Source organism: Dyella lutea (assembly GCF_024158035.1).
GTDB lineage: Bacteria > Pseudomonadota > Gammaproteobacteria > Xanthomonadales > Rhodanobacteraceae > Dyella_A > Dyella_A lutea.
Genome location: NZ_JAMZEK010000002.1, coordinates 110,470 through 133,843 on the forward strand (window position 1 = coordinate 110,470; position 23,374 = coordinate 133,843).

Below are 23,374 nucleotides of genomic sequence, written 5' to 3' on the forward strand. Positions count from 1 at the left end.
CGCAGCCGTTCCTCCACCTTACGCGATCATGGTCATGTCAGCCATGCGGCGGCGGGAACGACGGTGGCTCGCCCGCATCACCCGCGCCCCAGCGCGTATCGGCCTTGCTGCCGAGCACGTAATGCAGCGTGCCGCCATGCTCGACCAGCGAAGTGGTCAGCCAAGGCTTGTCGTGCGGCTGTCCATCGAGGGTGAGCGACTGCACGAACGGCGTGGATGCCGAGGCGCCGGGCGCGTCGATGATGACGTCGCCGCCGCTGCCGTGGATTACCGCATGCGGGAACAGCGGGCTGCCCAGCACCAGTTCGGCGCGGCCGGGAATTTCCGGATACATGCCGAGCGCGGCCCACACGTACCAGGACGACATCTCGCCCAGGTCGTCGTTGCCGGGGATGCCGTCGGGCGCGTTCTTCCAGATCGTGTCGGTGACGATGCGCACCGCTTCCTGGGTCCTCCACGGCTGGCCGGTGTAGTCGTACAGCCAGGGCGTGGCGACCGAGGGCTCGTTGTCGAGCTCGGCGTGCAGCGGACCGGCATGGGTCAGTGCCCACTGGCCGTCCGGGGTATGGAAGAACGCGTCCAGCCGCCGGGTCGCGGTGGCCTTGCCGCCGAGCCTGTCGAACAGACCGTGCACGTCGTACGGCACCATCCACAGGTAGACCGAGGCGCTGCCTTCGACGAAGCCGTCGTCGGTGTCCGGGGTGAACTTGGGCCAGCTGCCGTCGGCGTTGCGGTTCTGGATGTAGCCGACTGCCGGCGTCGCGTCCGGGTTGAAAAGATTGCGCCAGTAGCCGGCACGGGTGAGGAACTGCGCCTGGCCCCTGGCATCGCCGGCGAGGCGGGCCAGCTCGGACAGCGCGAAGTCGGCGGTGGTCTCCTCCAGCGTCTCGCCGGCGCCGCCCCAGGCGTGCGACTGACGGGCGATGTAGTGCAGCGTCAGCCACTGGTCGAGCGAGGGGCGCTCGCCCACGCACTCGACGTTGCAGCCGGCGTCTGAGAGATCGTGGGCGGTGACCACGGTGGCGGCCTTCTTCAGCGACGCATAGGCGCCGGCGAGGTCGAAATCGTGGCCGCCGAAGGCATGGATATCGGCCAGCGCCGGCACGGCGGGGTCGCCGCTCATCACGTGGGTACCGCCGGAGTTGTGGGTCCAGCGGTCCCACTCGCCGTGGTTCTGCGTCGCCTGGTTGTACAGCGACTGCGCAATGTCGCTGCCGCGCTTCGGATCCAGCCAGGTGACCAGCTGCAGGTGCGAGCGGTAGATGTCCCAGCCGGAGAAGTTGGCGTACTGCATCTCCTGCGTGCCGGTCACCGTGTGCGTCTTCTGGTCGAAGCCGCGGTACTGGCCGTTGACGTCGCTGTAGACGTTGGGATGCATCATCACGTGGTACAGCGCGGTGTAGAAGGTGGTGCGCTGGTCCGGCGTGCCGCCGTCGATGGCGATCCGACCGAGTTCCTTGTTCCATGCCCGGGTGGCCTCTTCGCGGACGGTGGCAAAGGTGGTGCCCCTGGGGATCTCCGCGTGCAGGTTGGCGCGGGCGTTGGCCAGGCTGACGTAGGAAATGCCCACGCGCACGCCGACCCTGGCACCCTTGTTGCCGAAGTCGATCCACGCGCCCGAGCCCTTGCCGTCGGGGAAGAAGCCCTTCTTGCCGTAGGTGGTGCCGCCACTGGCGGCTTTCGCACCCTTGTGCACGGTGCCGTCCACCCAGGCGCCACGGGCGATGAACGGCTGGTCGAATTCGGCGACGAAGTACAGCGTGTAGTAGCTCTTGCGGTCGGCCTTGGCGAGGTAGCCGCAGAAGTTGCCACTGGTGACCGAGCCGGTGACGGTGCGGGCGGCCGGGTCGACCATGACATGGGCGTTGCTCGAGCCGACTTCGGAGTCGGAGGTGCGGATCAGCAAGTTGGCGGGCTTGCCGGCCGGGAAGTCGATGTCGGCCATGCCGCTGCGCATCGCGGCGGTGAGCGCTACCGTGCTGCCGTTGGCCAGTTTCACCCGGTAGTAGCCGGCCTGGGCGGTCTCGTCGGCATGGCTGAAATCGCTGGCATAGAGGCTGTCGGTGGCGTCGGCGGACGGCGAGCGGGTCACTGCCGTGGTGATTGGCATGAACGGGATGTCGCCGCTGGCGCCGGCGCAGCCGGTGCCGGAAAGATGGGTCAGCGCGAAGCCGCGGATGCGGGGGTGGTCGTAGGCATAGCCACCCGGCGCGGTGGTGCGGTTGTGCTTGCCGCGCGTGGTTTCCGGGCTCCACTGCAGCATGCCGAACGGCCGCATGGCGCCGGGAAAGGTGTTGCCGCCGTGGCTGCTGCCGATCAGCGGATTGACCGCCTCGGCGGGCGAAGGCAAGGCCGCGCCGGCCAGCGCGGACGAGGCCGCCAGCAGCAGGGGGACGAGGACGGACAGGCAGGGGGCAGGGGCGCGCGACATGCAGACTCCGGTCGTGAGAGGCCGGCGTGGACCGCTCCTGCGATGCCACGCGGGACAGGCTGCGGATGCGGACCGGTTCCTGCCCGGCCCGCGCGGGGGCGGCGACCGACGGAAGCCGGCTGCCGGGGGTCGAGGGATCAGCCGGTCAGCAGCGCCAGCACTTCGTGGCACGCGCCCATGGTGTGGTAGTCGGTCTTGCCCGCAGGACTCTTTTTGTCGTCGATCTTGCGGTTGTCCTGGGTAAGGATGCGATACCAGGCGCCGTAACGGTGATCGATCATGTGCTGCCAGCTGTAGCGCCAGATCTTCTCGTAGACCTCGCGGTAGGCGGAGTCACCGGTGCGATCCTCCAGCAGCGCCGCGGCGGCCAGCGATTCGGCCTGCACCCAGAAATACTTTTCGCCGTCGCAGACGCTGCCGTCCGGCGCGAAGCCGTAGCAGATGCCGCCGTTCACTTCGTCCCAGGCAGCGGCCAGCGCGCGGTCGAACAGCTCCTTCGCTTTCGGCACCAGCCAGTCCTGCCCGGTGCCGCGCTCGCGCAGCAGCGGATCCATGATCAGCAGCAGCTTGGCCCACTCGGTCTGATGGCCGGGCTGGAAACCCCACGGTTTGAACAGGTTCTTCGGGTCGTCCTTGTTGAACGCCCAGTCGATGTTCCACGCCGTGTCGTAGTGCTCCCACACCAGGCCGCTGGCCTTGGCCGCCTGGCGGCGGGTCATGTGGTCGGCCAGGGTCAGCGCGCGGTCGAGGTAGCGCGGTTCGCGGGTGGCCTGGTAGGCGGCGATCATCGCCTCGCACAGGTGCATGTTGGCGTTCTGGCCGCGGTATGGCGAGAAATGCCAGTCGGCGTCCGCTTCGTCGCGATAGAGCCCGGCCTCGGCTTCCCAGTAGCGGGCTTCGAGCAGGTCCCAGGTCTCGTCCATCCAGGCCCTGGCTTCATCGATGCCGGCCTTCACCGCCGTGGCGTAGGCCAGCAGCACAAAGGCCACGCCGTAGGCCTGGTTGGAGCTGTCCTCCGGCCGGCCGTCGCGGATGGTCCAGTGATAGCCGCCGTTGGCGCTGTTGCGGTGTACCTCGCGCAGGTAGCGCAGGCCATGCCGGGTGGCGTCGAGATAGTCCGGATCGCCGAAGGCCAGCCACGCCATCGCGTAGTTGAAGACGAAGCGCGTGCTGCTCACCAGATGGCGGTGGCTGTGGTCGTAGATCGTGCCGTCGTCCCTGAAGTACTGGAAGAAGCCGCCGGCGGGGTCGATCGCGTGCGGGTGGTAGAACGCCATCGTCTGCGCGATGTGCTCACGCAGGAAGGACGGCGAGCGGAAATCGGGGAAGGGGGGCGTGGTGTCACTCATGCGTGGGTATCCATGAAGGCACGGGTTTCGGCATCGGTCGGCATGGCGGTAAACGAACCCTGGCGCGATGCGCACAGTGCGCCACAGGCCGCCGCGTAGCGCAGCACCTCGTGCAGGTAGGGCAGCTTGCCGACCAGGTGGTCGAGCAGGTCGCCGTCGCCATCCAGCTGGGCCAGCCGGCACAGCAGGCCGCCGACGAAGGCGTCTCCGGCCCCCGTGCTGTCGACGGTATCGACCGCGTATGTGGGCAGCTCGCCGTCCGCGTCGGGGTGGAACCAGCGCATCGTGCGAGGCCCGTCGGTAACGACGAGCAGGCGGGTGCGTCCGCGCCAGAGGCGATCGAGCGTGGGCTGTTCGCCATCCACCGCCAGCCAGCTCAGCTCCTCCGCGCTGAGCTTCACGACGTCCGCCGCGTGCAGTACCGGCCATACATGGTCCAGCGGGTCGCGTTCTCGCGGCCACAGCGACGGGCGCAGGTTCACGTCGAAGCTCACCAGCGCGCCGGCACGGTGCGCGCGCTGCATGCCCTCGAGCGTCACCGCTGCGATCTCCGGCTCGGTGAGGCTGTTCGAGCAGACGTGGAAGATACGCAGACCCTCGAACGCGTTTTCGCGGAAATGCGACAGCTGGAACAGCAGGTCGGCCGAAGGTGGGCGGTAAAAGCTGAAGCTCCGCTCCCCGTCGGCGTCCAGGCTCACGAACGCCAGCGCCGTGTTCGCCTCGTCAGTACGCGCCACGTCGTCTGTGCAAACGCCGGCGTCCCGCAGGTGGGCCAACAGGAAGTCGCCGAAGCGGTCCTCACCGAGCATGCCGGCGAAGCGTGCTTCACCCCCCAGCCTGGCCACGGCCACGGCCACGTTCGCCGGCGCTCCGCCGGCGAACGGCACGAAATGGCGGGCGAAGCCGCGGTCGTCACGGCCCTCGCCGTGGAAATCGATCAGCGCTTCGCCGAAGCACAGGACGGGGCGACTCATGGCATCCGCCTCATGCGTGCGGGGCTATGGGTGCGTTGTCCCGCACGCGCGAACCGGACGCGCCGTAGAACACGATGTACGCGTAGCAGAGCAGCGGCAGGATGAAGGCATGTTGCAGGCCGAAGCGGTCGGCGATTACGCCCAGTAGCGGTGGAACTATCGCACCACCCACGATCGCCATGATCAGCAGGCTCGAGGCCTTGCTGGTCATCGGCCCGAGCCGCTCGATACCCAGCGCGAAGATGGTCGGGAACATGATCGAATTGAACAGGCCGATGGCAATCACGCTGTACATCGCGAGGTCTCCATGGGTAGACATCGTGGTCAGCACGAGAGCCATGTTGATCGCAGCGAAGGCTGCCAGCAGCTTGCGGGGAGACATCGCGGCGGTGAGCGCGGAACCGATGAACCGACCGACCATGGCGCCGCCCCAGTAGAACGAGGTGTAGTACGCCGCCTTCTGCTCGCTCATGTTGCCTATGTCAGGCAGCGAGAGATAGTTGACCATGGCGCTGCCGATGGCGACCTCAGCGCCAACGTAGAAAAAGATCGCCAGTACGCCGTAGAACACATGGCGGTGCCGCAGCACGTCGGCATAACTATGGTGGACGACTTCTACCTGTTCCGTTGCTTCGCGCAGCGCAGGGATATGGAACATGCGGACAAAGAGCGCGAGCAATACGAGAATGACCGCCAGGCCAAGATAAGGGCCTTGCACTGCATGCGCCTGCTGGGCCTGGTAGGCGAGGTGATCAGTCGGACTCAGAGCGGCGATTTGTTCGGGCGTCTTTACAATCGCGGAGAGAATCAGCTTACCGCCGTACCAGAGCGCGATTGCGGTGCCCAGAGAATTGAGTGCCTGTGCGAGGGTAAGCCGGCTCGAGCTTGTTTTTTCCGGGCCGAGTAGCGACACGTAGGGATTGGCAGCTACCTGTAGGACCGTGATGCCGGTGGCGAGGATGAAGAGTGCGCAGAGGAAGGCTGGATACGAATGAAGTGCCGCCGCTGGCCAGAAGCCGAACGCACCGATGCCCGCGATGGCGAGGCCTGCCACAACACCATTTTTGTAGCCGAGCATCGCGACCAGCTTGCCGCCGGGCAGCGCCATGAGGAAGTAGGCCCCGAAGAAAGTCGACTGGACGAACATCACCTGCATGTAGCTGAGCTGGAAGCTCGACTTCAGGTGAGGGATAAGCACATCGTTCATGGCGGTCAGCAGACCCCACATGAAGAAGATGACGGTGAGCACCACCATCGCCATCGGGTAATCGGTGTAGCGGCCGCTGCCGGGCGGCGACGAGGGCGTACGCGGAGAGGGCATGGGTGAGGCGAGTGCCATGGCGGATTCCGTTGGAGGAGAGGGAGCGGCTCAGGCCGCCAGTGGGGGGCAGCTGCTGTCGCGGACGATCAGCTCGACCGGGACGATCGTGCGCTCGCCGCGCTCCTGCGGGTGCCCCAGGCGAGCCAGCAGCAGGCGGGCGGCCTGGCGACCGCGCTCGCGCGGGGCGGTGGAGATGGTGGTGAGCGAGGGCGAGACCATGGCGGCTTCGCCGATGTTGTCGAAGCCGGTCAGCGCGAAATTGCGGCCGGGCTGCAGGCCCCGCTGGCCAAGGCCGAGCATCAGGCCGAGGGCGACCGCGTCGTTGTAGCAGACCGCGGCGGTGGGCGCCGGGTCGCTGGCGAACAGGGCATCGCAGGCGCGTGCGGCGTCGAGCCGGGTCGGTGCACTCTCGACCAGGTAATCCCCGGGCACCTTGAGTCTGGCGCGCTTCATCGCCTTCATGAAGCCGGCGCGGCGCTGCTGGCAGGAGCTCGATTGCGCGTGGCCGCCGAAGAAGGCGATGCGGCGGTGTCCCTGCTCGATCAGGTGCATGGTGGCCAGCTCCGCGCCGCGCGCGTTGTCCAGCATCAGTCGGTCCCAGTGGGCGGATGCCGGCAGGTCCCCGCCCAGTTCGCGGTTGAACAGCAGCACCGGCATCTGCGGGCCCAGCGACTCCATCACGCGGGACGCGTCGCTGCCCTCTGCCGGCGACAGGATGATGCCGCCGGGACCGTGCTCGATCAGCGAGCCGAGCACGGCCTGCTGTCGCTCCGGCGACTCGCCGGTGCTGCCGAGCAGGGTGACGAAACCGGCTGCTCCCACCTCTTCGTCGACGCCGGCGGCGAATTCGGCGAAGAACGGATTGGCCAGGTCGTTGAGCACCAGCGCGATGCTCGACGAGGTGCGCTTGCGCAGATTGGCTGCCGCCCGGTTGTAGATATAGCCTTGCCGCTGCAGTTCGGCCTGCACCCGTTCGCGGGTGTGGCGGTTCACCAGTGGACTGTTGCGCAGCACCAGCGAGACGGTGGCCCGCGAGACGTCGCAGGCAGCGGCAATGTCGATGAGCGTGACCTTGCGGCGAATCGGGGCGTGGGTGCTGGGCATGGGGTGCAATCGGCTGCAAATCGGTTCGAATGTACCTGCAACGGCGCGGGTGCGCCCTCCGGCGCTGCAGCATGCGGCGACCGGCCGGGGGATGATAGCGTTATTTTTTAGAACGATCTAAATAGGGCGTGTCATGAAGCACAAATGGGTACTCGCAACGTCGGTCTTCCTCGTCTTGGCATCGACGGCGGCCGTCGCTGCGAGCTCCGCTACCGCGGGACACGCTGCCTCGGTCGACCCGCGCATCGGTACCGGTGGCGCCGGCCACACCTTTCCGGGTGCCACGGTGCCGTTCGGCATGATCCAGCTGTCACCGGACACGGCCATGCCGGACTTCCACCACGCCTACGCATGGGCCGCCGGCTACCAGTACGGCGACCCGACCATCATGGGCTTCTCGCACACGCACTTCTCCGGCTCCGGCCATTCGGACCTGGGCGACGTGCTGGTGATGCCGATCGCGGGCGACGTCAAGCTGGACCCGGGCGATGCCAGCCAGCCGGGCAGCGGCTACCGCTCGCGCTTCAGCCACGCCACCGAGGTGGCGCGGGCCGGCTACTACGCGGTGACCCTGAGCGACTACGGCATCCGCGCCGAGCTCACCGCCGGCAAGCGCATCGGCTGGCATCGCTACACCTTCCCCAAGGGCAGGCCGGCGCACCTGCTGCTGGACCTGCGTCCCTCGATCTACGACTACGACGGCAAGGTGCTGTGGTCGCGCCTGCGTGTGCGTGAGGACGGCACCGTCACCGGCTGCCGGCTGACCAACGGCTGGGCGCGCGGACGCGAGCTGTGCTTCGCGATGCGCTTCAACCAGCCGATGACCGGCCGCACGCTGTACAACCGCGAGCAGAACATGCCGTACAAGGGCTTCAAGGGCCCGGGCAACCAGGCAAAGGACCAGGACGACCAGAATGGCCGCGCGCTTGAGGCGGTGTTCGACTTCGGTGCGCTGGGCAAGCCGCTGGAGGTGAAGGTCGCGATCTCCTCGGTCAGTGCGGACAACGCCATCGCCAACCTCGATACCCACGGCAGGGGCTGGGATTTCGATGCCCGCCGCCGCGAAGCGACCGAAGCCTGGAACAAGGCGCTGGCCGCCATCGACGTGGACGGCTCGCCGTCGCAGCGCACCCAGTTCTACACCGCGCTCTACCACGCCTTCCTGTCGCCCACGCTGAGCATGGACGTCAACGGCCAGTACCGCGGCCCGGACCACCAGGTGCACGAGGCGAAGGATGCCAATGGCCGGTTCGACTTCTACTCCACCTGGTCGCTGTGGGACGTCTACCGCGCCCAGCAGCCGCTGATGGTGCTGCTTCGCCCGGACATGAGCACCGACTTCGTGCGTTCGCTGGTCGCCGCCGCCAGGGACAGCCCGTTCGGCATCCTTCCGGTATGGGCGTACCAGGGCCTGGAGACCTGGTGCATGATCGGCTACCACGCCGTGCCGGTGATCGCCGACGCTTACGTCAAGGGCGTGCGCGGATTCGACGCCAACGAGGCGCTGAAGGTCATGGTGGCCAGCGCCACCTACAAACCCTACGGCGACCTGGCCGACTACATGAAGCTCGGCTACGTGCCGATCGACCACGAGCCGGAAGCCGCCTCCAAGACCCTGGAATACGCCTACGACGACTGGTCGCTGGCGCAGATGGCCCGGGCCATGGGCAAGTCCGACACCGCGGCGACCTTCATGAAACGCTCCGCCTACTGGCGCAACGCCTGGGACCCGAAGACCGGCTTCATGCGCGCCAGGCTCAGCAACGGGCAGTTCCGCGAGCCGTTCGACCCGACCTTCGCCGGCTACGGCAGCGACTACACCGAGGGCAACGCCTGGCAGTACTCGTGGTACGTGCCGCAGGACGTGCCGGGGCTGGTTAAGGCGATGGGGGGCGCGGACAAGTTCATCGCCAAGCTCGACGCCACCTTCGATGCCAAGGTCGACCCGGCCCACTTCAAGAACGTGGAGGACATCACCGGCCTGATCGGCTGGTACGCGCACGGCAACGAGCCCAGCCACCACATGGCCTACCTCTACGACTACGCCGGTGCGCCGTGGAAGACGCAGCAGCGCCTGAAGCAGATCATGGATACCCAGTACGCGGCCACGCCCGACGGTCTGGCCGGCAACGACGACCTGGGCCAGATGTCCGCCTGGTACGTGTTCACCGCGCTGGGCTTCTACCCGGTGACGCCGGCGAGCGATATCTACGCGATCGGCCGGCCGTTCGTCCCGAAGGCGGTGCTGCACCTGGGCGGCGACAAGACTTTCACGGTCACTGCATCACCCTTCGACGGTTTGCATCCGTACGTCGGCGAAATCACCCTCGATGGCCACCCGCTCAGGCAACCCTTCTTGCACCACGGCGACCTGGTCGCCGGCGGCACCCTGCACTTCACCATGGTGGCCCACCCGCCTGCCGGCGCGACGGCAGACGATGCGCGTTGAGCACGCCGTATCCGCGACGGATCCGCGTGACGCGCGGGCATGCCAGAATGCCCCGTCCAGCCTGTCGGGGGTCGGTCGGTAGATGCAGATGAGGAACCTGAGCTTCCTGCGCTGGCGGGTCGTCGGCCTGCTGCTGTCGGTGGTGGTGATCGTTGCGCTGCCGTATGCGATCACCCGCAATACCTCGAACGATGCGCTGGATGCGTCCCAGTGGGTGACGCATTCCTCGGAGGTGAAGTCGATCACCTACCGAATCGCCTATCTCAGTCGCGATGCCGAGGCGGCCTCCTACCGGATCGTGCTGAGCGGCGATGACGAGGCGGCGCAGGCACGGATCGACGATGCTTCGCATGCGATTTCCAAGCTGATCTGGCAGCTGCGCGACCTCACGCGCGACAACCCGGACCAGCAGGCGTTGATCGGTTCGCTGCAGACCACCATCAGCGGCCGCTCCACCCTGATGTGGCAGGCACTCTGGCGCGCCCGCCACAACGACCGGCCGGGCGCGGAGAAGGCGCTGCGCGACGCCGGCAAACTGTTTGTGCTCGGTGACGTCCTCGACAAGATCGTCAGCACCGAAGACCGGCTGCTTGTCGACCGGCGAAAGGCAGCGGAGGCCCAGTCGAGCAACTATCGGCTCGTGCTCGGCATCGGAGCGTTCGCGCAGATGCTGCTGCTGGGCATCATCGTGGTGGTGTCAGAGCGGCAGATCGGCGAACGCCTGCGCGCGGAGGAGCGCGAGAGCCAGGCGGTGCGCCGTTCGCGGCAGATCGTGCAGGCGGTGCGCGAGCCGATCGTGCTGCTGGACAAGGAACTCAACACGCTGCTGGTCAACGCCGCGTTCGCCGAGCTGTACGGCATGGATCCGGACGAGAAGCAGTCCCTGCCGTTGGCCGAACTGGGGGGTGGTGCCTGGGACGACGGGCCGCTGCTGCAGCGGCTGGGCGACGTCATGCTGCGCGACCGCGAGCTGTGGGACTACGAGCTCAACCAGCGCACCGCGGACGGCGCCGATCGCCGGGTGGTGATCAACGCGCGCCGCGTTCAGCAGGAAAGCGACGAGCCGGCGCTGCTGGTGACGGTAAGCGACATCACCGTGCGTGCGCTGGTGGAAAGGCAGGTCAAGGAGCTCAACCGGCAGCTGGAGGGCAAGGTCGAACAGATCTCCGACGTGAACCGCGAGCTGGAAGCCTTCAGCTACTCGGTGTCGCACGATCTGCGTGCTCCGCTGCGACACATCGCCGGTTTCGCCGGCAAGCTGGAGCGCCATCTAGGCGAGCGGCTGGACGACAAGGGGCACCACTACCTCGGCGTGATCTCCGGCTCGGCCCAGCGCATGGCCCAGCTGATCGACGATCTGCTGGTGTTCTCCCGCCTCGGCCGTGGCGCGCTGCGCCTGCAGCCGGTGGACATGCAGTCGCTGGTGGACGAGGCCCGCACCCTGGCCGAGCCGGACACCACCGATCGCCGCGTCGAGTGGAAGGTGGCACCGTTGCCGGTGGTGGTCGGTGACGAGAACATGCTGCGCATGGTCTGGCAGAACCTGGTCAGCAATGCAGTGAAGTACACCGGCAAGTGCGACGTGGCCCGGATCAGCATCGAGACCACGCGCGCGGCCAACGGCGACTACCAGTTCACGGTGGCGGACAATGGCGCCGGGTTCGACATGGAATACGCCGGCAAGCTGTTCGGCGTGTTCCAGCGGCTGCACCGCGCCTCCGACTTTCCCGGCAACGGCATCGGGCTGGCCAATGTCCGTCGCATCGTGGCTCGCCATGGCGGACGAGTCTGGGCCGAGGGCGAGCCGGGCAAGGGCGCACGCTTCCACTTTTCCCTGCCGGCCTCCGAGGCCGGCGACACCCATCGACAGGACCGTTCATGAGCAATCGCCTTATCCGCCCCATCCTGCTGGTCGAGGACAGCCTCGCCGACGCCGAAATGGCGATGGATGCGCTGCGCGAGGCCAACCTGGCCAACCCGGTCATCCACCTCGAGGACGGGGTGGAGTGCCTGGACTATTTCTACGCCCGCGGTGCCTGGGCGACCCGCGAGCGGGCCGAGCCGGCGGTGGTGCTGCTGGACATCAAGATGCCGCGGATGAACGGCCTGGACGTACTTACCCAGATGCGCAGCGACGAGCGTCTGCGCCGGGTCCCGGTGGTTATCCTGTCCTCCTCGCGCGAGGAGAGCGATCTGGCCCGCAGCTGGGACCTGGGCGTGAACGCTTACGTGATCAAGCCGGTCGATGCGGACCAGTTCTTCGAGGCGGTGCGCACCCTGGGCCAGTTCTGGGCGGTGCTCAACCAGTCGCCGGCGCTGGACTGACCGCGACGGGGCAAGGTGGCCGCGCTACGCTGCGCGGCAGACAAGGACGCAGATCGGATACAGCTTCCATGCCTCACAGGTTGAACCGGACCCTCTCTCCCATCCGCGTCCTCCAGGTGGAGGACAACGCGCTCGACGCCGAGCTGGTGCTCGGCGAGCTCGAGGCGGACGGTCTTGCTTATTCGGCACGGCTGGTTGACGACGAAGCCAGCTACCTCGAGGCGCTGGAATCGTTCCGGCCGGACATCGTGCTGTCCGACCTGAGCCTGCCGGGCTTCTCAGGCCAGCGCGCGCTGGAACTGCTGCGTGCCCGCGACGACGGTACGCCCTTCATTTTCGTCTCCGCCACGCTGGGCGAGGAGGCGGCGATCGAGGCGCTGCGCAATGGCGCCACCGACTACATTCTCAAGCAGAACCCGGCGCGCATGGCCAGTGCGGTGCGTCGCGCGCTCAGCGAGGCCGAGGCGGAGCGTGCGGCCCATCGCGCCGAGGCCGAGCTGATCCGCGCCCAGCGCTTCGAGGCGCTGGCGATGCTGGCCGGCGGTCTCAGCCACGACCTGCGCAACCTGCTGCAACCGCTGTTGCTGGCCGGCGACAGCCTGCTCGACTACCAGGACGATCCCCGTCTGGCGAGGTTGGGCTCGCTGGTGCGTGACTGCGGCAAGCGCGGGCTGGAAATGGTGCAGTCGATGCTCTCGTTCGCCCGCGGCGCACGCCGTGCCGAGCAGGTGCGGCTGGGAGCGCTGACCAATGCGCTGGAGCTTCTGCTGCAGGGTTCGGTGCCCCGCGCAGTGGCCATGGAAATGACGCTGGACGATCCGGAGCTGACGTTCGAGGGCAATCACACCGAGCTGCAGCAGTGCTTGTTGAATCTTTGCCTGAATGCCATCCAGGCGATGCCGGATGGCGGCCGCCTGCACATCACATCCAGCCGCTGTGCGCTGCCGGATGACTTCTTCCTGGACGACGAAGAGCCACGGGAGGGCGAATACCTGCGACTGACCGTTGCCGATACCGGTCACGGCATGGACGGGGACACGCTGGAGCGCCTGTTCGAGCCGTTCTTCACCACCAAGCAGACCGGTACCGGCCTGGGCCTGCTGTCGTGCAAGCGGATCGTCGCCAGCCACGGCGGCGTGATGCGGGTGGAGAGCAAGCCGGGCGAGGGCACCGCGTTCCACCTCTACCTGCCGCTGGAGGTTCAGGACGAGACGGACAGCTCCGAGAGCGGCGACGACTGGCTGCAGGGCGAGGCCGAGCGGGTGCTGGTGGTGATCGAGGAAGCCGCGCAGCTTTCGCTGCTGGCGGACATGCTCGACGCCTACGGTTACCAGGCCCACGGCAGCCAGAGTGGCACCGTGGCGCTGCAGTGGATCGAGGCCCAGGGCCTGCCTGACGTGGTGGTGATGGACGCGGAGATGAACCTGTTCACCGGGGTGCGCACGCTCGCCGCGCTGGTCGACCGTGGCTATGCCGGCCCGGTGCTGTTGCTGGCCCGCCCCGAGGCACCGCCGCGGCTCGAGGAACTGCCGTCGCTGGAGCACCTGCATGTGGTGGACAAGCCGGTGACGGCGCGCGGCCTGCTGCAGACCCTGCGTCTGGCCCTCAAAAACAGCGAGGCCACCTGAAGCGGTGGCCTCGCGTGTACCGCATGAGGGCGGGCGGCTCAGTCGATACCCAGCTTCTTGAGCTTGTAGCGCAGCGCGCGGAAGGTGATGCCGAGCTTCTTGGCGGCGGCGGTCTTGTTGTAGCGCGACTCCTCCAGCGCCTTCATGATCGCCGTGCGTTCGAGGTTGCTGATGTAGTCCTCCAGCGCCACGCCGCTGCCCGGAGTGGCCGGCGGCGCGGCCTCGGCGGCGCCGGCCACGGTTGCCGGCGGAGCGACGACGCCGGCATCGAAGGCCGGTCGCGACGTACGCTGCGGCAGCATCAGGTCGGCGGCGTCGATGCTCTCGCCGTCGCTCATTGCCATCGCACGCTCCAGCACGTTTTCCAGCTCGCGCACGTTGCCGGGGAAGTCGTACTCGTCCAGCGCCTGTTGCGCCGCCGGCAGCAGCCGGCCCGCTGCCATGCCGCTCTTGGCGGCCAGCTGGCGCAGGATATGCGCCGCCAGCAGCGGCACGTCGCCACGACGCTCGCGCAGCGGCGGCACGCGCAGCTCGATCACGTTGATGCGGTAGAACAGGTCCTGGCGGAACTGGCCCTGGTCGACCAGGGCCGCCAGGTTCTTGTGCGTGGCCGAGAGGATGCGCACGTCCACCGGCACCTCCTCGCGTGCGCCGATCGGTCGCACGGCCTTTTCCTGGATCGCACGCAGCAGCTTCACCTGCATGTGCAGAGGCAGCTCGGCCACTTCGTCGAGGAACAGCGTGCCGCCGTTGGCGGCCTGGAACAGGCCTTCCTTGTCGCTGGCCGCACCGGTGAAGCTGCCGCGCTTGTGGCCGAAGAACTCGCTTTCCATCAGCTCGGTGGGAATCGCGCCGCAGTTCACCGGCACGAACGGCCCGGAGGCACGCGGACCCTGCTCATGGATCAGCCGGGCGACCAGCTCCTTGCCGACGCCGGACTCGCCGGCGATATAGACCGGGGCCTGATTGCGCGCCAGCTTGCCGATGGTGGCGCGCACCTGCTGCATCACCGCCGAGTCGCCGATCAGCCGGTCGCTGGAGCCGCCCCCGGTGCTGGCGCCACCCTCGCCGCGCTTTTCCTCGGCCAGCTTCAGCGCCGTGCGCACCAGCCGCCGCAGCATCTGGATGTCCACCGGCTTGGAGACGAAGTCGAAGGCCCCTGCTTTCAGTGCGCTCACCGCCGCATCGACGTTGCCGTAGGCCGTGATCATCGCCACCGGTGTGTCCGGGTGCTGTTCGGCGATCAGTTCGATCACCTCGTGGCCGGTGCCGTCGGGCAGGCGCATGTCGGTGAAGCACAGGTCGTAGCTGCGTTCGGCCAGCGCGCGCTTGGCCTCGCCGACGGTGCCGACCGCGTCCACCTGCAGGTCCATGCGGCCGAGGGTGATGGTGAGCAGTTCGCGGATGTCGCGTTCGTCGTCGACGACCAGGACAGTCTGTAGGCTCATGGGCTCTGGGGATCGTGGGTTGGCGGGCAGGATACTCGCCGCGTCCACCGTCGGCAAAGCAGGCCCGGGCGCTCAGGGCGTCCGGGCAGGGGCGGCGTGCCCCCGATCAGGGTCGCGCCGGCCAAGGTGCCGGGCGAAGTAGTCGACGATGGTTCGGTAGGCCTGGCGCGACTCCGGCAGTTCGGGGTCGGAAAAGAACGAGTGCCACATGCCTTCCCACACGTGCAGCTCGGTCTCGACGCCGGCCTGCTGGAGCAGGGCCTGGCTGCGCACCTCCGAGCTCATCGCCATGTCGCGGGTGCCGGTGATCAACAGGGTCGGCGGAAACCTGGCCAGCAGCGTGGGTGACAGCCCCGGCTGCACCATCGGATCGTGCGGATCGGCGCCCCGGAAATAGGGCAGGTCCCCGAGGCCCAGGCGGTGTGCCGGTACACCCTGGCCGTTCAGCAGGGGCGCGACCCAGGACGAGTCGCCGGTCAGGTCCAGCAGCGAGCCGCAGAAGGTGCCGATCGCGCCAGGTACCGACACCTTGTCCCGGATCAACCGCGCCACCGATTCGGCGGTAAGGATGCCGCCGGCCGAGCAGCCGTAGATGCCGATGTCTCTTGGCCGGTAACGTTTCAGCAGCGCGCGGTAGACCACCTCCACGTCATCGCTGGCGGCGGGGAAGGTGTATTCCGGCCCCTGCCGGTAATCCACCGAGATCACCTTGATGCGGCCCACGCTGGCGATCGGGATCGACTCGACCAGGCCGCCGCTGCCGGCACCCCACAGGAACGCGCCGCCGTGCAGGTTGACCAGTACGCGGTGGCGGTTGGCGGGTGCGATGCCGTTGGCCGGTAATACCAGCTGGGTCCGCACGCCGGCGATCGTTTCGGGGCGGATGGCGACCGGATAGCGCTGGCGCATGCGCGCCACGCGGTCGCTGTTCATGCGGTCGTAGAACGCGCGGCTTTCGGCGATGGGGGCGGTGATCGGCGGGGCCTTGGCGCCCTCGGCCAGCAATCGCGGGAACAGCGCGCGCGCCTCGGGCGAGGCGAGATCCGAATAGGGAACCGAGATCGCCGGGGAAGTCACGGTTCCATCCGGTTGCACGCCGGGAGGTGCGTCCCCGGCCTGCACCACGCCGGCCAGTGAGCTGAACACGAGCAGCAGAGGAACGGATGCGAGGCGGTGCATGCGGACTTCCCGGGCAGGCCGCGCCGGCTGCTGCCGGCGCCAATCATCGGATCACTTGCCGCCGATACCCACGGTCACCGGCGCCAGCACGCCGGCACGCTCGGTTTCCCGGCGGAAGAAGAACAGCGTCACCAGCACCAGGGTCATCGGCACCAGCGAGAAGTAGAACGCGTGGATGCCGCCGAAGCGGGCGAACACCATCGCGGTGATGCGCGAGCCCAGCGTCCCGCCGAGCGCCGAAAAGACCACGATCAGCCCGGTCATCGAGGCGTGCAGCGGCTTGGGCAGCGAGCTTAGCGCCACCGAGTTGATCACCGGGTAGATCGGCGCCATCAGCAGGCCGATCAACGGGATCAGGTACGCCGCTGCCGGCGCGCTGAGCCAGCCCACGTCCGGCGTCACGCTGACACCGCGTGCCATCGGCAGCACCAGCAGCACCAGCGCCGCCATGCCAAGCACGCAGAGATTGAGCAGGCGGTGCCAGCTGACGCGGCGCAGCGCCTGGCCGGCGCCGATCCGGCCCAGCGCGGTGGCGCCAGCGAGGATCGATGCCATCTGGATGCTCATCGCGTTGGGCAGCTTGAGGATCTCGTTGTTGAAGGTCGGCAGCCAGGTGCTGAAGCTCTGCTCGATCAGCACGTAGAGAAAGGCCGACAGCAGGAACACGTAGACCAGCGGGCGGGCCATCAGCTGCAGCATCTCGCCGACGGTGGCAGCCGCGGAGCGGCGCGTCCGGTCACGGGCCGCCGATTCGTCCAGCGGTGAAGCCGCGAGCAGGGCGATCACCGCCGCGCAGATCAGCGCGAGCAGCCAGTAAACGCGCAACCAGCGGGAGTCGCCTGGGGCGGCCGGGTCGACGAAGGCGCTGAACAGCCAGCCGCCGACGAGCACGCCGACCATGAACAGGCCTTCGATGGTGTTGGTCAGGCGCGAATGCTCGGCGCGGTCGGCGGTGAGCAGGCCGATCGACGAGTACACGGCCACCTTGGCCAGCGCGAACGCGACGCCGACGCAGGCAAACAGGAATTCGGTGGTGTGGAAACCGGGAAACATCGGCATCAGCAGGCAGGCGCCGCCGACGATGGTGAGTGCGCCCATCATCGCCCGGCGGTAGCCGAGCAGGGGCAGGAACGAGGCCACCATGAACGAGGTGATGGCGATCGGCAGGTCCTTGAACAGTTCCAGCAGGCTGGCCCGAGGCTTGTCGATGCCGAAGCTGGCCATCGACTGCAGGATCACCGTGCCGACGCTGTTGAGCAGGATGGCGAAGACCATGTAGATCAGCGCCAGCGCGACGATCATGCGGAGTCGGTTCATGCGGTACTCGCGGGCAGTCGACAAAACGGCGGTCCGGACCGCGATGCCACCGCGGTCCGGACCGTTCCGGGGTAACCCTCAGGCCATCAGAACTTGTACTTGACCTGCACGTTGACCTCGCGGCCTTCCAGCGGACGGGCGAGGATCACCCCGTCGGTGCCGGCGGCCGAACCGAAGATACGCGAGTTGCTCTCGGTCAGGCCCAGCTCGTTGGTCATGTTGGTGCCCTGCAGGCGCAGTTCCCAGTTCTTCTGCACGTTGGCGACCACGCCGAAATCCCAGGTGTCGTAGCTGCCCAGCTGCTGCAGGCCGGACTGGTCCTGGGTGTGCGGGCCGACGTGGGTGTAGGTGACGAAGGCGGTGACGTCGCCCCAGTCGAACGGGATGCGGTAGCTCGGCGTCAGCATGAAGCGCACCTTCGGCTGGCGCTGCAGCTGCTTGCCGTTGACGCTGATGCACTGCGTGGTGCCACTGGCCAGGTCGGTGTAGAGGAAGCAGGAGTTGTTGTGCGAATAGTGGCCATCGAGGTAGTCGGCCACCACCTGCACCCTGAAGTTCTTGAACGGGGTGACCGCGCCGGTCAGGTTGATGCCTTTGGAGTCCGAGCCATACAGCGACTGCGTCCCGACCGGCACGCCCTGGTTGTTGGTCGGCTGGTAGACCAGGCCGTCGAACAGGCGGTGGTAGATGCTGATGTCGGCGTAGACGATGTCGGACTGGTACTTGAAGCCGCCTTCGATGTTGGTGATCTTCTGCAGCGGCGGCGTGTTGCCGGTGGTGTTGCCGCGCAGCGCGTTGTCGAAGTCGCCGAAGTGCGCGCCCTTGTTGGTGCGGAAGTACACGCTCATGTTGTCGGCGAGCTCGTAGTTCACGCCAAAGGTCCACGACGGGTGGGTCTTGTTGTAGCTGGTACGGGCGTAGCTGCCGTTGCACACCGGCACGCTGTTGTCGTAAAGCGTGTTGGCGTTGCCGTCGAGGTTCTGGTTGGTCAGGTTGCAGACGTTGTTGACCGCGTTCTCGTTCTCGATGCGGCCGGACAGGTCGAACAGCCACTTGCCCACGCGCCAGACGTCGGACAGGTAGAACGCCTTGTTGGTGGCGGTGCCGTGCTGGGCGATGTTGTAGCCGCCGTAGTCGAGGAAGCCCTGGCCGTCGGTCAGGTACTTGGTCTGGCCGTTCTGCTGGTAGGTGACCTGGATCGGCCGCGCGTTCGGCGTGTTGGTCATCAGCATCTGGTTACCCAGCGCCCACTTGTCGTTCATCGTGTAGTGGGCGAGGTAGATGCCGCCGGTGAGCGTGTTGCCGTCGAAGATCTCCTTGCTCAGGCGGAAGTCGTTGCTCATGTTCTTCAGGTGCTTGTGGATGTACCACCAGCCCTGGTGGATCACGCTCTGGTTCGGGTCGACCACGCCGCCGCCGTCGACGTAGGTGGCGGTGGCCGAGCCGGGGGCCAGGTTGAACGCGCCGATGCTCGAGCCGTCGGTGTAGAGCATGTCGTTGAGCGAACCGGGGTTGGTGCCGGAGAACAGCGCGTTGGTGTCGACGTCGCCGCCGTCTAGCAGGAACTTGTCCGACAGCGTCCAGCCGCTGCCCAGGTCGTAGTCGAAGTTGCCGCCGAAGAAGTTGAACTTGGCGCCGCGTCCGTTGGCCAGGTTCGCGTGGGTGCCGCCGCCCGGGTAGCCCGGCAGGTAGACATGCTGGATCTCCGGACCGTTGTAGGTGTCGGTCAGCGGATCGAAGCCGGGGTAGGCGCTGAACTGGTCGGTGCCGTGCTGGATCAGCGGGATCGGCGTGATGAACTGGTTCTTGTCGTTCAGCGCGCGGGCGTACAGCGTCATGGTGCCGTTGTCGCTGTCGTGGCTGATCGTGGCGGTGAACTGACCGCCCTTGTCGGCGGAGAACTTCGGGTCGCGCACGCCATCGGAGTCGCGGTAGAAGCCGCCGACGGTGCCATACCAATTGTTGGCGATCGGGAAGCTGTAGAAGCCGTCCACGCGGCGCAGGTTCTCGCTGCCGTAGGTCACGCCGATGCTGCCGCTGGGCGTATCGGTGCCGGTCTTGAGCATGAAGTTGGCGGTGGCGCCGATCTGGCCGTCACCGAACACCACCGACGGGCCGCCCTGCAGGATCTCCACGCGGTCCACGGTGTCGTCGAGGCGGAAGATCGAGGTGGTCTCGAAGAACGACAGCGTGGGCATGCCGTACAGCGGCGAGCCCATCAGCTGAGTCGAGAAGAACGGTGCATCGCCGCCGCCCGGGAAGCCGGCGATCTCGATGTTGGCGCCGGTCTGGCCGCCGGTGGATTCCGGCCACAGGCCGGGGGAGATCTTCAGCAGGTCGGCCGTGCTCTTGGGATTGGCCATCTTGATCTGCTCGGCGCTGGCGCTGACCACCGAGTAGCTGGTGTCGATCTTCTTCAGGCCGCCGGTGGCGGCGTTGCCGGTCACCACGACCTGGTCGAGGGTCTTGGCGGCGCTGGCATTGGGCTTGGCGCTCTTGGCCGGTTTGTTGCTGGCGGTGGCGTCCTGGGCCGCGGCCAGCGCGGGCAGCAGGCAGGCGGTAATGGCCGCGGTCAGGGCCAGTCGGGTCAGGTGCTTGTTGTTCATCGGCTTGTACTCCCCACGATGGATCGTTTGTGATGGCGGACGCCCACCCCGGGGCCGCCGGTTCGCCTTCATGTTGTGTAGTGCTTGATGTCGAACGCGGCGACGTTCGGGATGCGCGCATCCGCATGCGCCAGCGCGGGCGAGTCGCCCACGGCCACCGCGGCCATCCCGGCCGCGAGGATGCTGTCCACACCGGCCGCGGCGTCTTCCACGCCGAGGCATTCGTGGGGTTCCACGCCAAGCCCGCGGGCAGCAGCGAGGAAGATTTCCGGATCGGGTTTGGAGCGGGCGATGCGTCCGGCATCGACCACGTGGTCGAACAGGTCGGCGATGCCCATCCGCTCGAGCAGCAAGGATGCGTTGCGGCTGGCCGAGGCCAGGCCCACCTTCAGGCCCGCCGCGCGAGTGGCGGCGATCGCATCGCGCGCTCCGGGCAGCAACTGCTCGGGGCCGAAGCGCTCGATCTGTTCCCGGTAGTAGCCGTTCTTGCGCTCGGCCAGGGCGAGGCGCTCGTGCTCGGCGTAGCGGCGGTCGGCCCGTTCGAGCAGGATGTCGAGCGAGCCGAGACGGTCGACTCCCTTCATGCGCTCGCCGGTGGCATTGTCGAACGGCACGCCCAGCTCGCTCGCCAACTGGCGCCAGGCCAAGTCGTGCACCACGGCGGTGTCGGCGATGACGCCATCGAGGTCGAAGATCACCGCCTTGAGTGGTCGCGGCAGGCGTGCGGGCGTTGCCAGCGGAACGTCGATCGATCCGCCCGGGGTCAGCTCCTGCAGCGCGCCACCGTGACGGAAGCGCAACGATCGTGTGCCGGACAAGGTGTAGCGCACGCCCTGGCGGGTCACCTCCACGCGCAGCTGCGCGTCGCGCCAGCGCAGCCCGAAGCGGTAGCCGGTCCAGGCGGCCGGCAGCGACGGGGCGAGGCTGGGCAGGCCGTCGACCACGCGCAGCCCGCCGAATCCCCAGGTCAGGGCGAGCCAGCTGCCGGCCATGGCCGCCATGTGCACGCCGTGCGCGGCATTGCCGTGCAGGTCGTCAAGATCCACCCGCAGGGTGTCCAGGAAATAGCGATAGGCCTGGTCGGCGTAACCGACTTCCGCCGCCATCACGCTGAAGGTGGAAGCCGACAGCGTGGAGTCGTGCAGCGTGACCGACGCGTAGTAGTCGAAATTGCGCCGTTTTGCCTCGCGGTCGACGTCGTCGCCGGCCAGCATCAGCGCGAGCAGGGTATCGGCCTGCTTGCAGACCTGGTGGCGGTAGATGGTGAGCGGGTGCAGTTCCAGCAGGAGTGGACGCTTGCCTTCGACACGCGGGCGGGGCGGCAGGCGCGGCCGGTCGAGGAACGCGTCGTCCTGCGGGAAGATGCCGAGGATGGGGTCGACCGGCAGGTGCATGCCATCGGCGGCGCGCGTCCAGGCGGTGATCTCGTCGGCGCCCAGGCCGATGCGGGCGGCCAGCGCATCGAATTCGGCCGCCCGTTCCTCCGCCATCCAGCGGGCGACCGCCGCCGCGTCGCGCAGATGCTTCTGCGCCATGCGGTTGGTGTAGTGGTTGTTGTCCACCACGGCGGAGTACTCGTCCGGTCCGGTCACCGCATGGATGCAGAACGCACCGTCGCGGCGCGGATTGAAATGGCCCACGTCCAGCCAGACACGGGCGGTCTCGAACAGAATTTCCGCTCCCTTTTCGACCAGGAAGGCCTGATCGTCGGTCGCATCCACGTAGAGCCGGATCGCCCAGGCGATGGCGGCGTTGATGTGGTATTGCGCCGAGCCGCTGGGGAAATAGGACGAGCACTCGTCGCCACTGATGGTTCGCCAGGCATAGAGCGCGCCGCGCCCGTGGTTCATCTCGCGCGCGTGCAGTCTCGCGCGCTCCAGCGTGGCGTGGCGGTAGGTCAGCATGCTGCGCGCCAGCTCGGGCGCTACGTTGACCAGCGCCGGCAGCATGAAGGCCTCGGCGTCCCAGAAATAGTGGCCTTCGTAGCCTTCGCCGGTCAGGCCCTTGGCGGCGGCGCTGGCGCGGCCGTCGCGGCTGCTCGACTGGTAGACGTGGAACAGGTTGAAGCGCAGCGCCTGCTCCACGGAGGGGTCGCCGTCGATCGCCAGATCAGCCTGTTCCCAGAGGGGGGCGAGCGCGGCGGTCTGGGTGGCGAGCAGGGCATCGAAACCGGCGTCGCCGGCGCGCTGCAGTGCCCTGCCGGCCTGCTGGCGGAGGGCTTCGGCGGGAAGATCCTCGTGCGGCCCGCTCCAGGCGTAGCTGGCATATTTCTCCAGCGTCACCTGGCGGCCGGGAGCCAGTTCGCCCTCGATGATCTGCGCCACGCCGTGGGGCGCGTGGCCGCCGTAGCGGCAGCGCAGGGCGTCGCCCAGACGATGCTGCTGCACGCAGGCCACGCGGACCCCACTGTGGGCGGTTTCCTGGACCAGCCAGGCGCGGTGCTCGTCGGCGGCCGCGGCCAGGGTGCGGAAGCCGCCGTCCACGTGCGTACCGATGCGAGGGTCGAAGCCCTGCTCGACCGCGTCGCGGCCGGTATCGATGGTGGACTCCAGGCTGATCGGGCCGGCGTAATCGTCCGACTGCACGCTGTAGCGGATCGCCAGCAGACCCGGTTCTTCCAGCAGCACCAGGCGCTCGGCGCGGATATCCAGTGTCGCCCCGGACGGGGCGCGCCAGCGCAGGTGTCGGCGATAGCATCCCGTGCGCAGGTCCAGCTCGCGCTGGAAGGCGAGCCATTCGCCCTCGGACAGCCGCACCGGAACCTCGCCCAGGCGCAGCTGGATACCGATCGCGTCGGCCACCGGAATGCGGGTGTCGGTATGAGCGGCGAAGCCGGGAAAGCGCTCGTGGTAGCCGATCGGGCTGCGCTCCCAGGCGCCCGCGAGGAAGCTGCCCTGGGTGGTGCCGGGCGCCTCCTCCAGTCCGCCGCGGACACCGAGCGCGCCGTTGGACAGCGCGAACAGGCTCTCGTCCTGGGCAAAACCGGCCGGATCGGTGCCATGGCGTACGACGCGCCAGGGATCCGGCGTTGCCGTCACCGATGGCCAGGCCTGACTGCCGCGTGGCGTATGCGCCGGTAGCGGCACCGGCGCGGCGTCGAGCTTTTCCAAGCGATACCCCTCTGTGAACATTCGGTCGTGCTGCCGTGGCGGTTTGGTTCCGGCTGGCGGGGCGCGACGATGACAGCTAATGATATCGATATCAAGACATCGATATCATTGGTGCGGCACAGCATGCCGAGGG

14 protein-coding genes are annotated in these 23,374 nt (G+C 67.7%); 4 read left to right on the plus strand and 10 right to left on the minus strand.

Annotation, left to right across the window (positions count from 1 at the left end; all coding sequences use genetic code 11):
* Positions 1 to 37: 37 nt before the first annotated feature.
* From NC595_RS07700 to NC595_RS07720, 5 genes are all read right to left on the minus strand, one after another.
* On the minus strand, positions 38 to 2,431 hold the full coding sequence (locus NC595_RS07700; protein ID WP_253565795.1) for a GH92 family glycosyl hydrolase: 2,394 nt from the start codon (positions 2,429 to 2,431) through the stop codon (positions 38 to 40).
* A 137-nt stretch (positions 2,432 to 2,568) separates the two neighbouring features.
* Entirely contained in the window at positions 2,569 to 3,780 is a 1,212-nt protein-coding gene (locus NC595_RS07705; protein ID WP_253565796.1) for an AGE family epimerase/isomerase, read from the minus strand.
* Positions 3,777 to 4,754 (minus strand): carbohydrate kinase family protein, encoded by a 978-nt coding sequence (locus NC595_RS07710; protein ID WP_253565797.1) that lies wholly within the window; start codon positions 4,752 to 4,754, stop codon positions 3,777 to 3,779. Before NC595_RS07710 ends, NC595_RS07705 begins: the two co-directional genes overlap by 4 nt.
* 10 nt (positions 4,755 to 4,764) lie before the next feature.
* Positions 4,765 to 6,075, minus strand: a complete 1,311-nt coding sequence (fucP, locus tag NC595_RS07715; protein WP_253566786.1) for an L-fucose:H+ symporter permease — start codon at positions 6,073 to 6,075, stop codon at positions 4,765 to 4,767.
* Between the two features lie 48 nt (positions 6,076 to 6,123).
* Positions 6,124 to 7,179, minus strand: a complete 1,056-nt coding sequence (locus NC595_RS07720; RefSeq protein ID WP_253565798.1) for a LacI family DNA-binding transcriptional regulator — start codon at positions 7,177 to 7,179, stop codon at positions 6,124 to 6,126.
* Between the two features lie 133 nt (positions 7,180 to 7,312).
* Between NC595_RS07720 and NC595_RS07725 the strand changes: the two genes are divergently transcribed.
* From NC595_RS07725 to NC595_RS07740, 4 genes are all read left to right on the plus strand, one after another.
* Positions 7,313 to 9,628, plus strand: a complete 2,316-nt coding sequence (locus NC595_RS07725; RefSeq protein ID WP_253565799.1) for a GH92 family glycosyl hydrolase — start codon at positions 7,313 to 7,315, stop codon at positions 9,626 to 9,628.
* 88 nt (positions 9,629 to 9,716) lie between these two features.
* Positions 9,717 to 11,510, plus strand: a complete 1,794-nt coding sequence (locus tag NC595_RS07730) for a sensor histidine kinase (RefSeq protein WP_425493090.1) — start codon at positions 9,717 to 9,719, stop codon at positions 11,508 to 11,510.
* Positions 11,507 to 11,953, plus strand: a complete 447-nt coding sequence (locus NC595_RS07735; protein ID WP_063672779.1) for a response regulator — start codon at positions 11,507 to 11,509, stop codon at positions 11,951 to 11,953. The genes NC595_RS07730 and NC595_RS07735 overlap by 4 nt, the downstream gene beginning before the upstream one ends.
* Positions 11,954 to 12,021: 68 nt before the next feature.
* Positions 12,022 to 13,581: a hybrid sensor histidine kinase/response regulator gene (locus NC595_RS07740; protein ID WP_253565801.1), complete on the plus strand. Its 1,560-nt coding sequence runs from the start codon at positions 12,022 to 12,024 to the stop codon at positions 13,579 to 13,581.
* Between the two features lie 38 nt (positions 13,582 to 13,619).
* Here the strand turns inward: NC595_RS07740 and NC595_RS07745 are convergent, their stop codons facing one another.
* The 5 genes from NC595_RS07745 to pgmB all read right to left on the minus strand — a co-directional run bounded on the left by NC595_RS07745 (position 13,620) and on the right by pgmB (position 23,241).
* Positions 13,620 to 15,029, minus strand: coding sequence for a sigma-54-dependent transcriptional regulator (locus tag NC595_RS07745; protein ID WP_253565802.1), 1,410 nt, complete (start codon positions 15,027 to 15,029; stop codon positions 13,620 to 13,622).
* A gap of 72 nt (positions 15,030 to 15,101) precedes the next feature.
* On the minus strand, positions 15,102 to 16,208 hold the full coding sequence (locus NC595_RS07750) for an alpha/beta hydrolase (protein ID WP_253565803.1): 1,107 nt from the start codon (positions 16,206 to 16,208) through the stop codon (positions 15,102 to 15,104).
* Positions 16,209 to 16,259: 51 nt separating this feature from the next.
* Positions 16,260 to 17,525 carry an MFS transporter gene (locus tag NC595_RS07755; RefSeq protein ID WP_253565804.1) on the minus strand — a complete coding sequence of 422 codons (1,266 nt, stop codon included), beginning with the start codon at positions 17,523 to 17,525 and terminating at the stop codon, positions 16,260 to 16,262.
* Positions 17,526 to 17,611: 86 nt separating this feature from the next.
* The gene (locus NC595_RS07760) at positions 17,612 to 20,131 is read right to left on the minus strand and encodes a TonB-dependent receptor (RefSeq protein WP_253565805.1); all 2,520 of its coding nucleotides are present in this window, start codon (positions 20,129 to 20,131) and stop codon (positions 17,612 to 17,614) included.
* Between the two features lie 68 nt (positions 20,132 to 20,199).
* Entirely contained in the window at positions 20,200 to 23,241 is a 3,042-nt protein-coding gene (pgmB, locus tag NC595_RS07765; RefSeq protein ID WP_253565806.1) for a beta-phosphoglucomutase, read from the minus strand.
* Positions 23,242 to 23,374 lie beyond the last annotated feature (133 nt).

Excerpts from the sequence above, each read along its gene's own strand:
- NC595_RS07725 (WP_253565799.1), top strand. The coding sequence starts at position 7,313 with ATGAAGCACAAATGGGTACTCGCAACGTCGGTCTTCCTCGTCTTGGCA.
- NC595_RS07760 (WP_253565805.1), bottom strand. The coding sequence starts at position 20,131 with ATGAACAACAAGCACCTGACCCGACTGGCCCTGACCGCGGCCATTACC.
- NC595_RS07710 (WP_253565797.1), bottom strand. The coding sequence starts at position 4,754 with ATGAGTCGCCCCGTCCTGTGCTTCGGCGAAGCGCTGATCGATTTCCAC.
- NC595_RS07720 (WP_253565798.1), bottom strand. The coding sequence starts at position 7,179 with ATGCCCAGCACCCACGCCCCGATTCGCCGCAAGGTCACGCTCATCGAC.
- NC595_RS07750 (WP_253565803.1), bottom strand. The coding sequence starts at position 16,208 with ATGCACCGCCTCGCATCCGTTCCTCTGCTGCTCGTGTTCAGCTCACTG.
- NC595_RS07745 (WP_253565802.1), bottom strand. The coding sequence starts at position 15,029 with ATGAGCCTACAGACTGTCCTGGTCGTCGACGACGAACGCGACATCCGC.
- NC595_RS07730 (WP_425493090.1), top strand. The coding sequence starts at position 9,717 with ATGAGGAACCTGAGCTTCCTGCGCTGGCGGGTCGTCGGCCTGCTGCTG.
- fucP (WP_253566786.1), bottom strand. The coding sequence starts at position 6,075 with ATGCCCTCTCCGCGTACGCCCTCGTCGCCGCCCGGCAGCGGCCGCTAC.
- NC595_RS07735 (WP_063672779.1), top strand. The coding sequence starts at position 11,507 with ATGAGCAATCGCCTTATCCGCCCCATCCTGCTGGTCGAGGACAGCCTC.
- NC595_RS07705 (WP_253565796.1), bottom strand. The coding sequence starts at position 3,780 with ATGAGTGACACCACGCCCCCCTTCCCCGATTTCCGCTCGCCGTCCTTC.
- NC595_RS07755 (WP_253565804.1), bottom strand. The coding sequence starts at position 17,525 with ATGAACCGACTCCGCATGATCGTCGCGCTGGCGCTGATCTACATGGTC.
- NC595_RS07700 (WP_253565795.1), bottom strand. The coding sequence starts at position 2,431 with ATGTCGCGCGCCCCTGCCCCCTGCCTGTCCGTCCTCGTCCCCCTGCTG.
- NC595_RS07740 (WP_253565801.1), top strand. The coding sequence starts at position 12,022 with ATGCCTCACAGGTTGAACCGGACCCTCTCTCCCATCCGCGTCCTCCAG.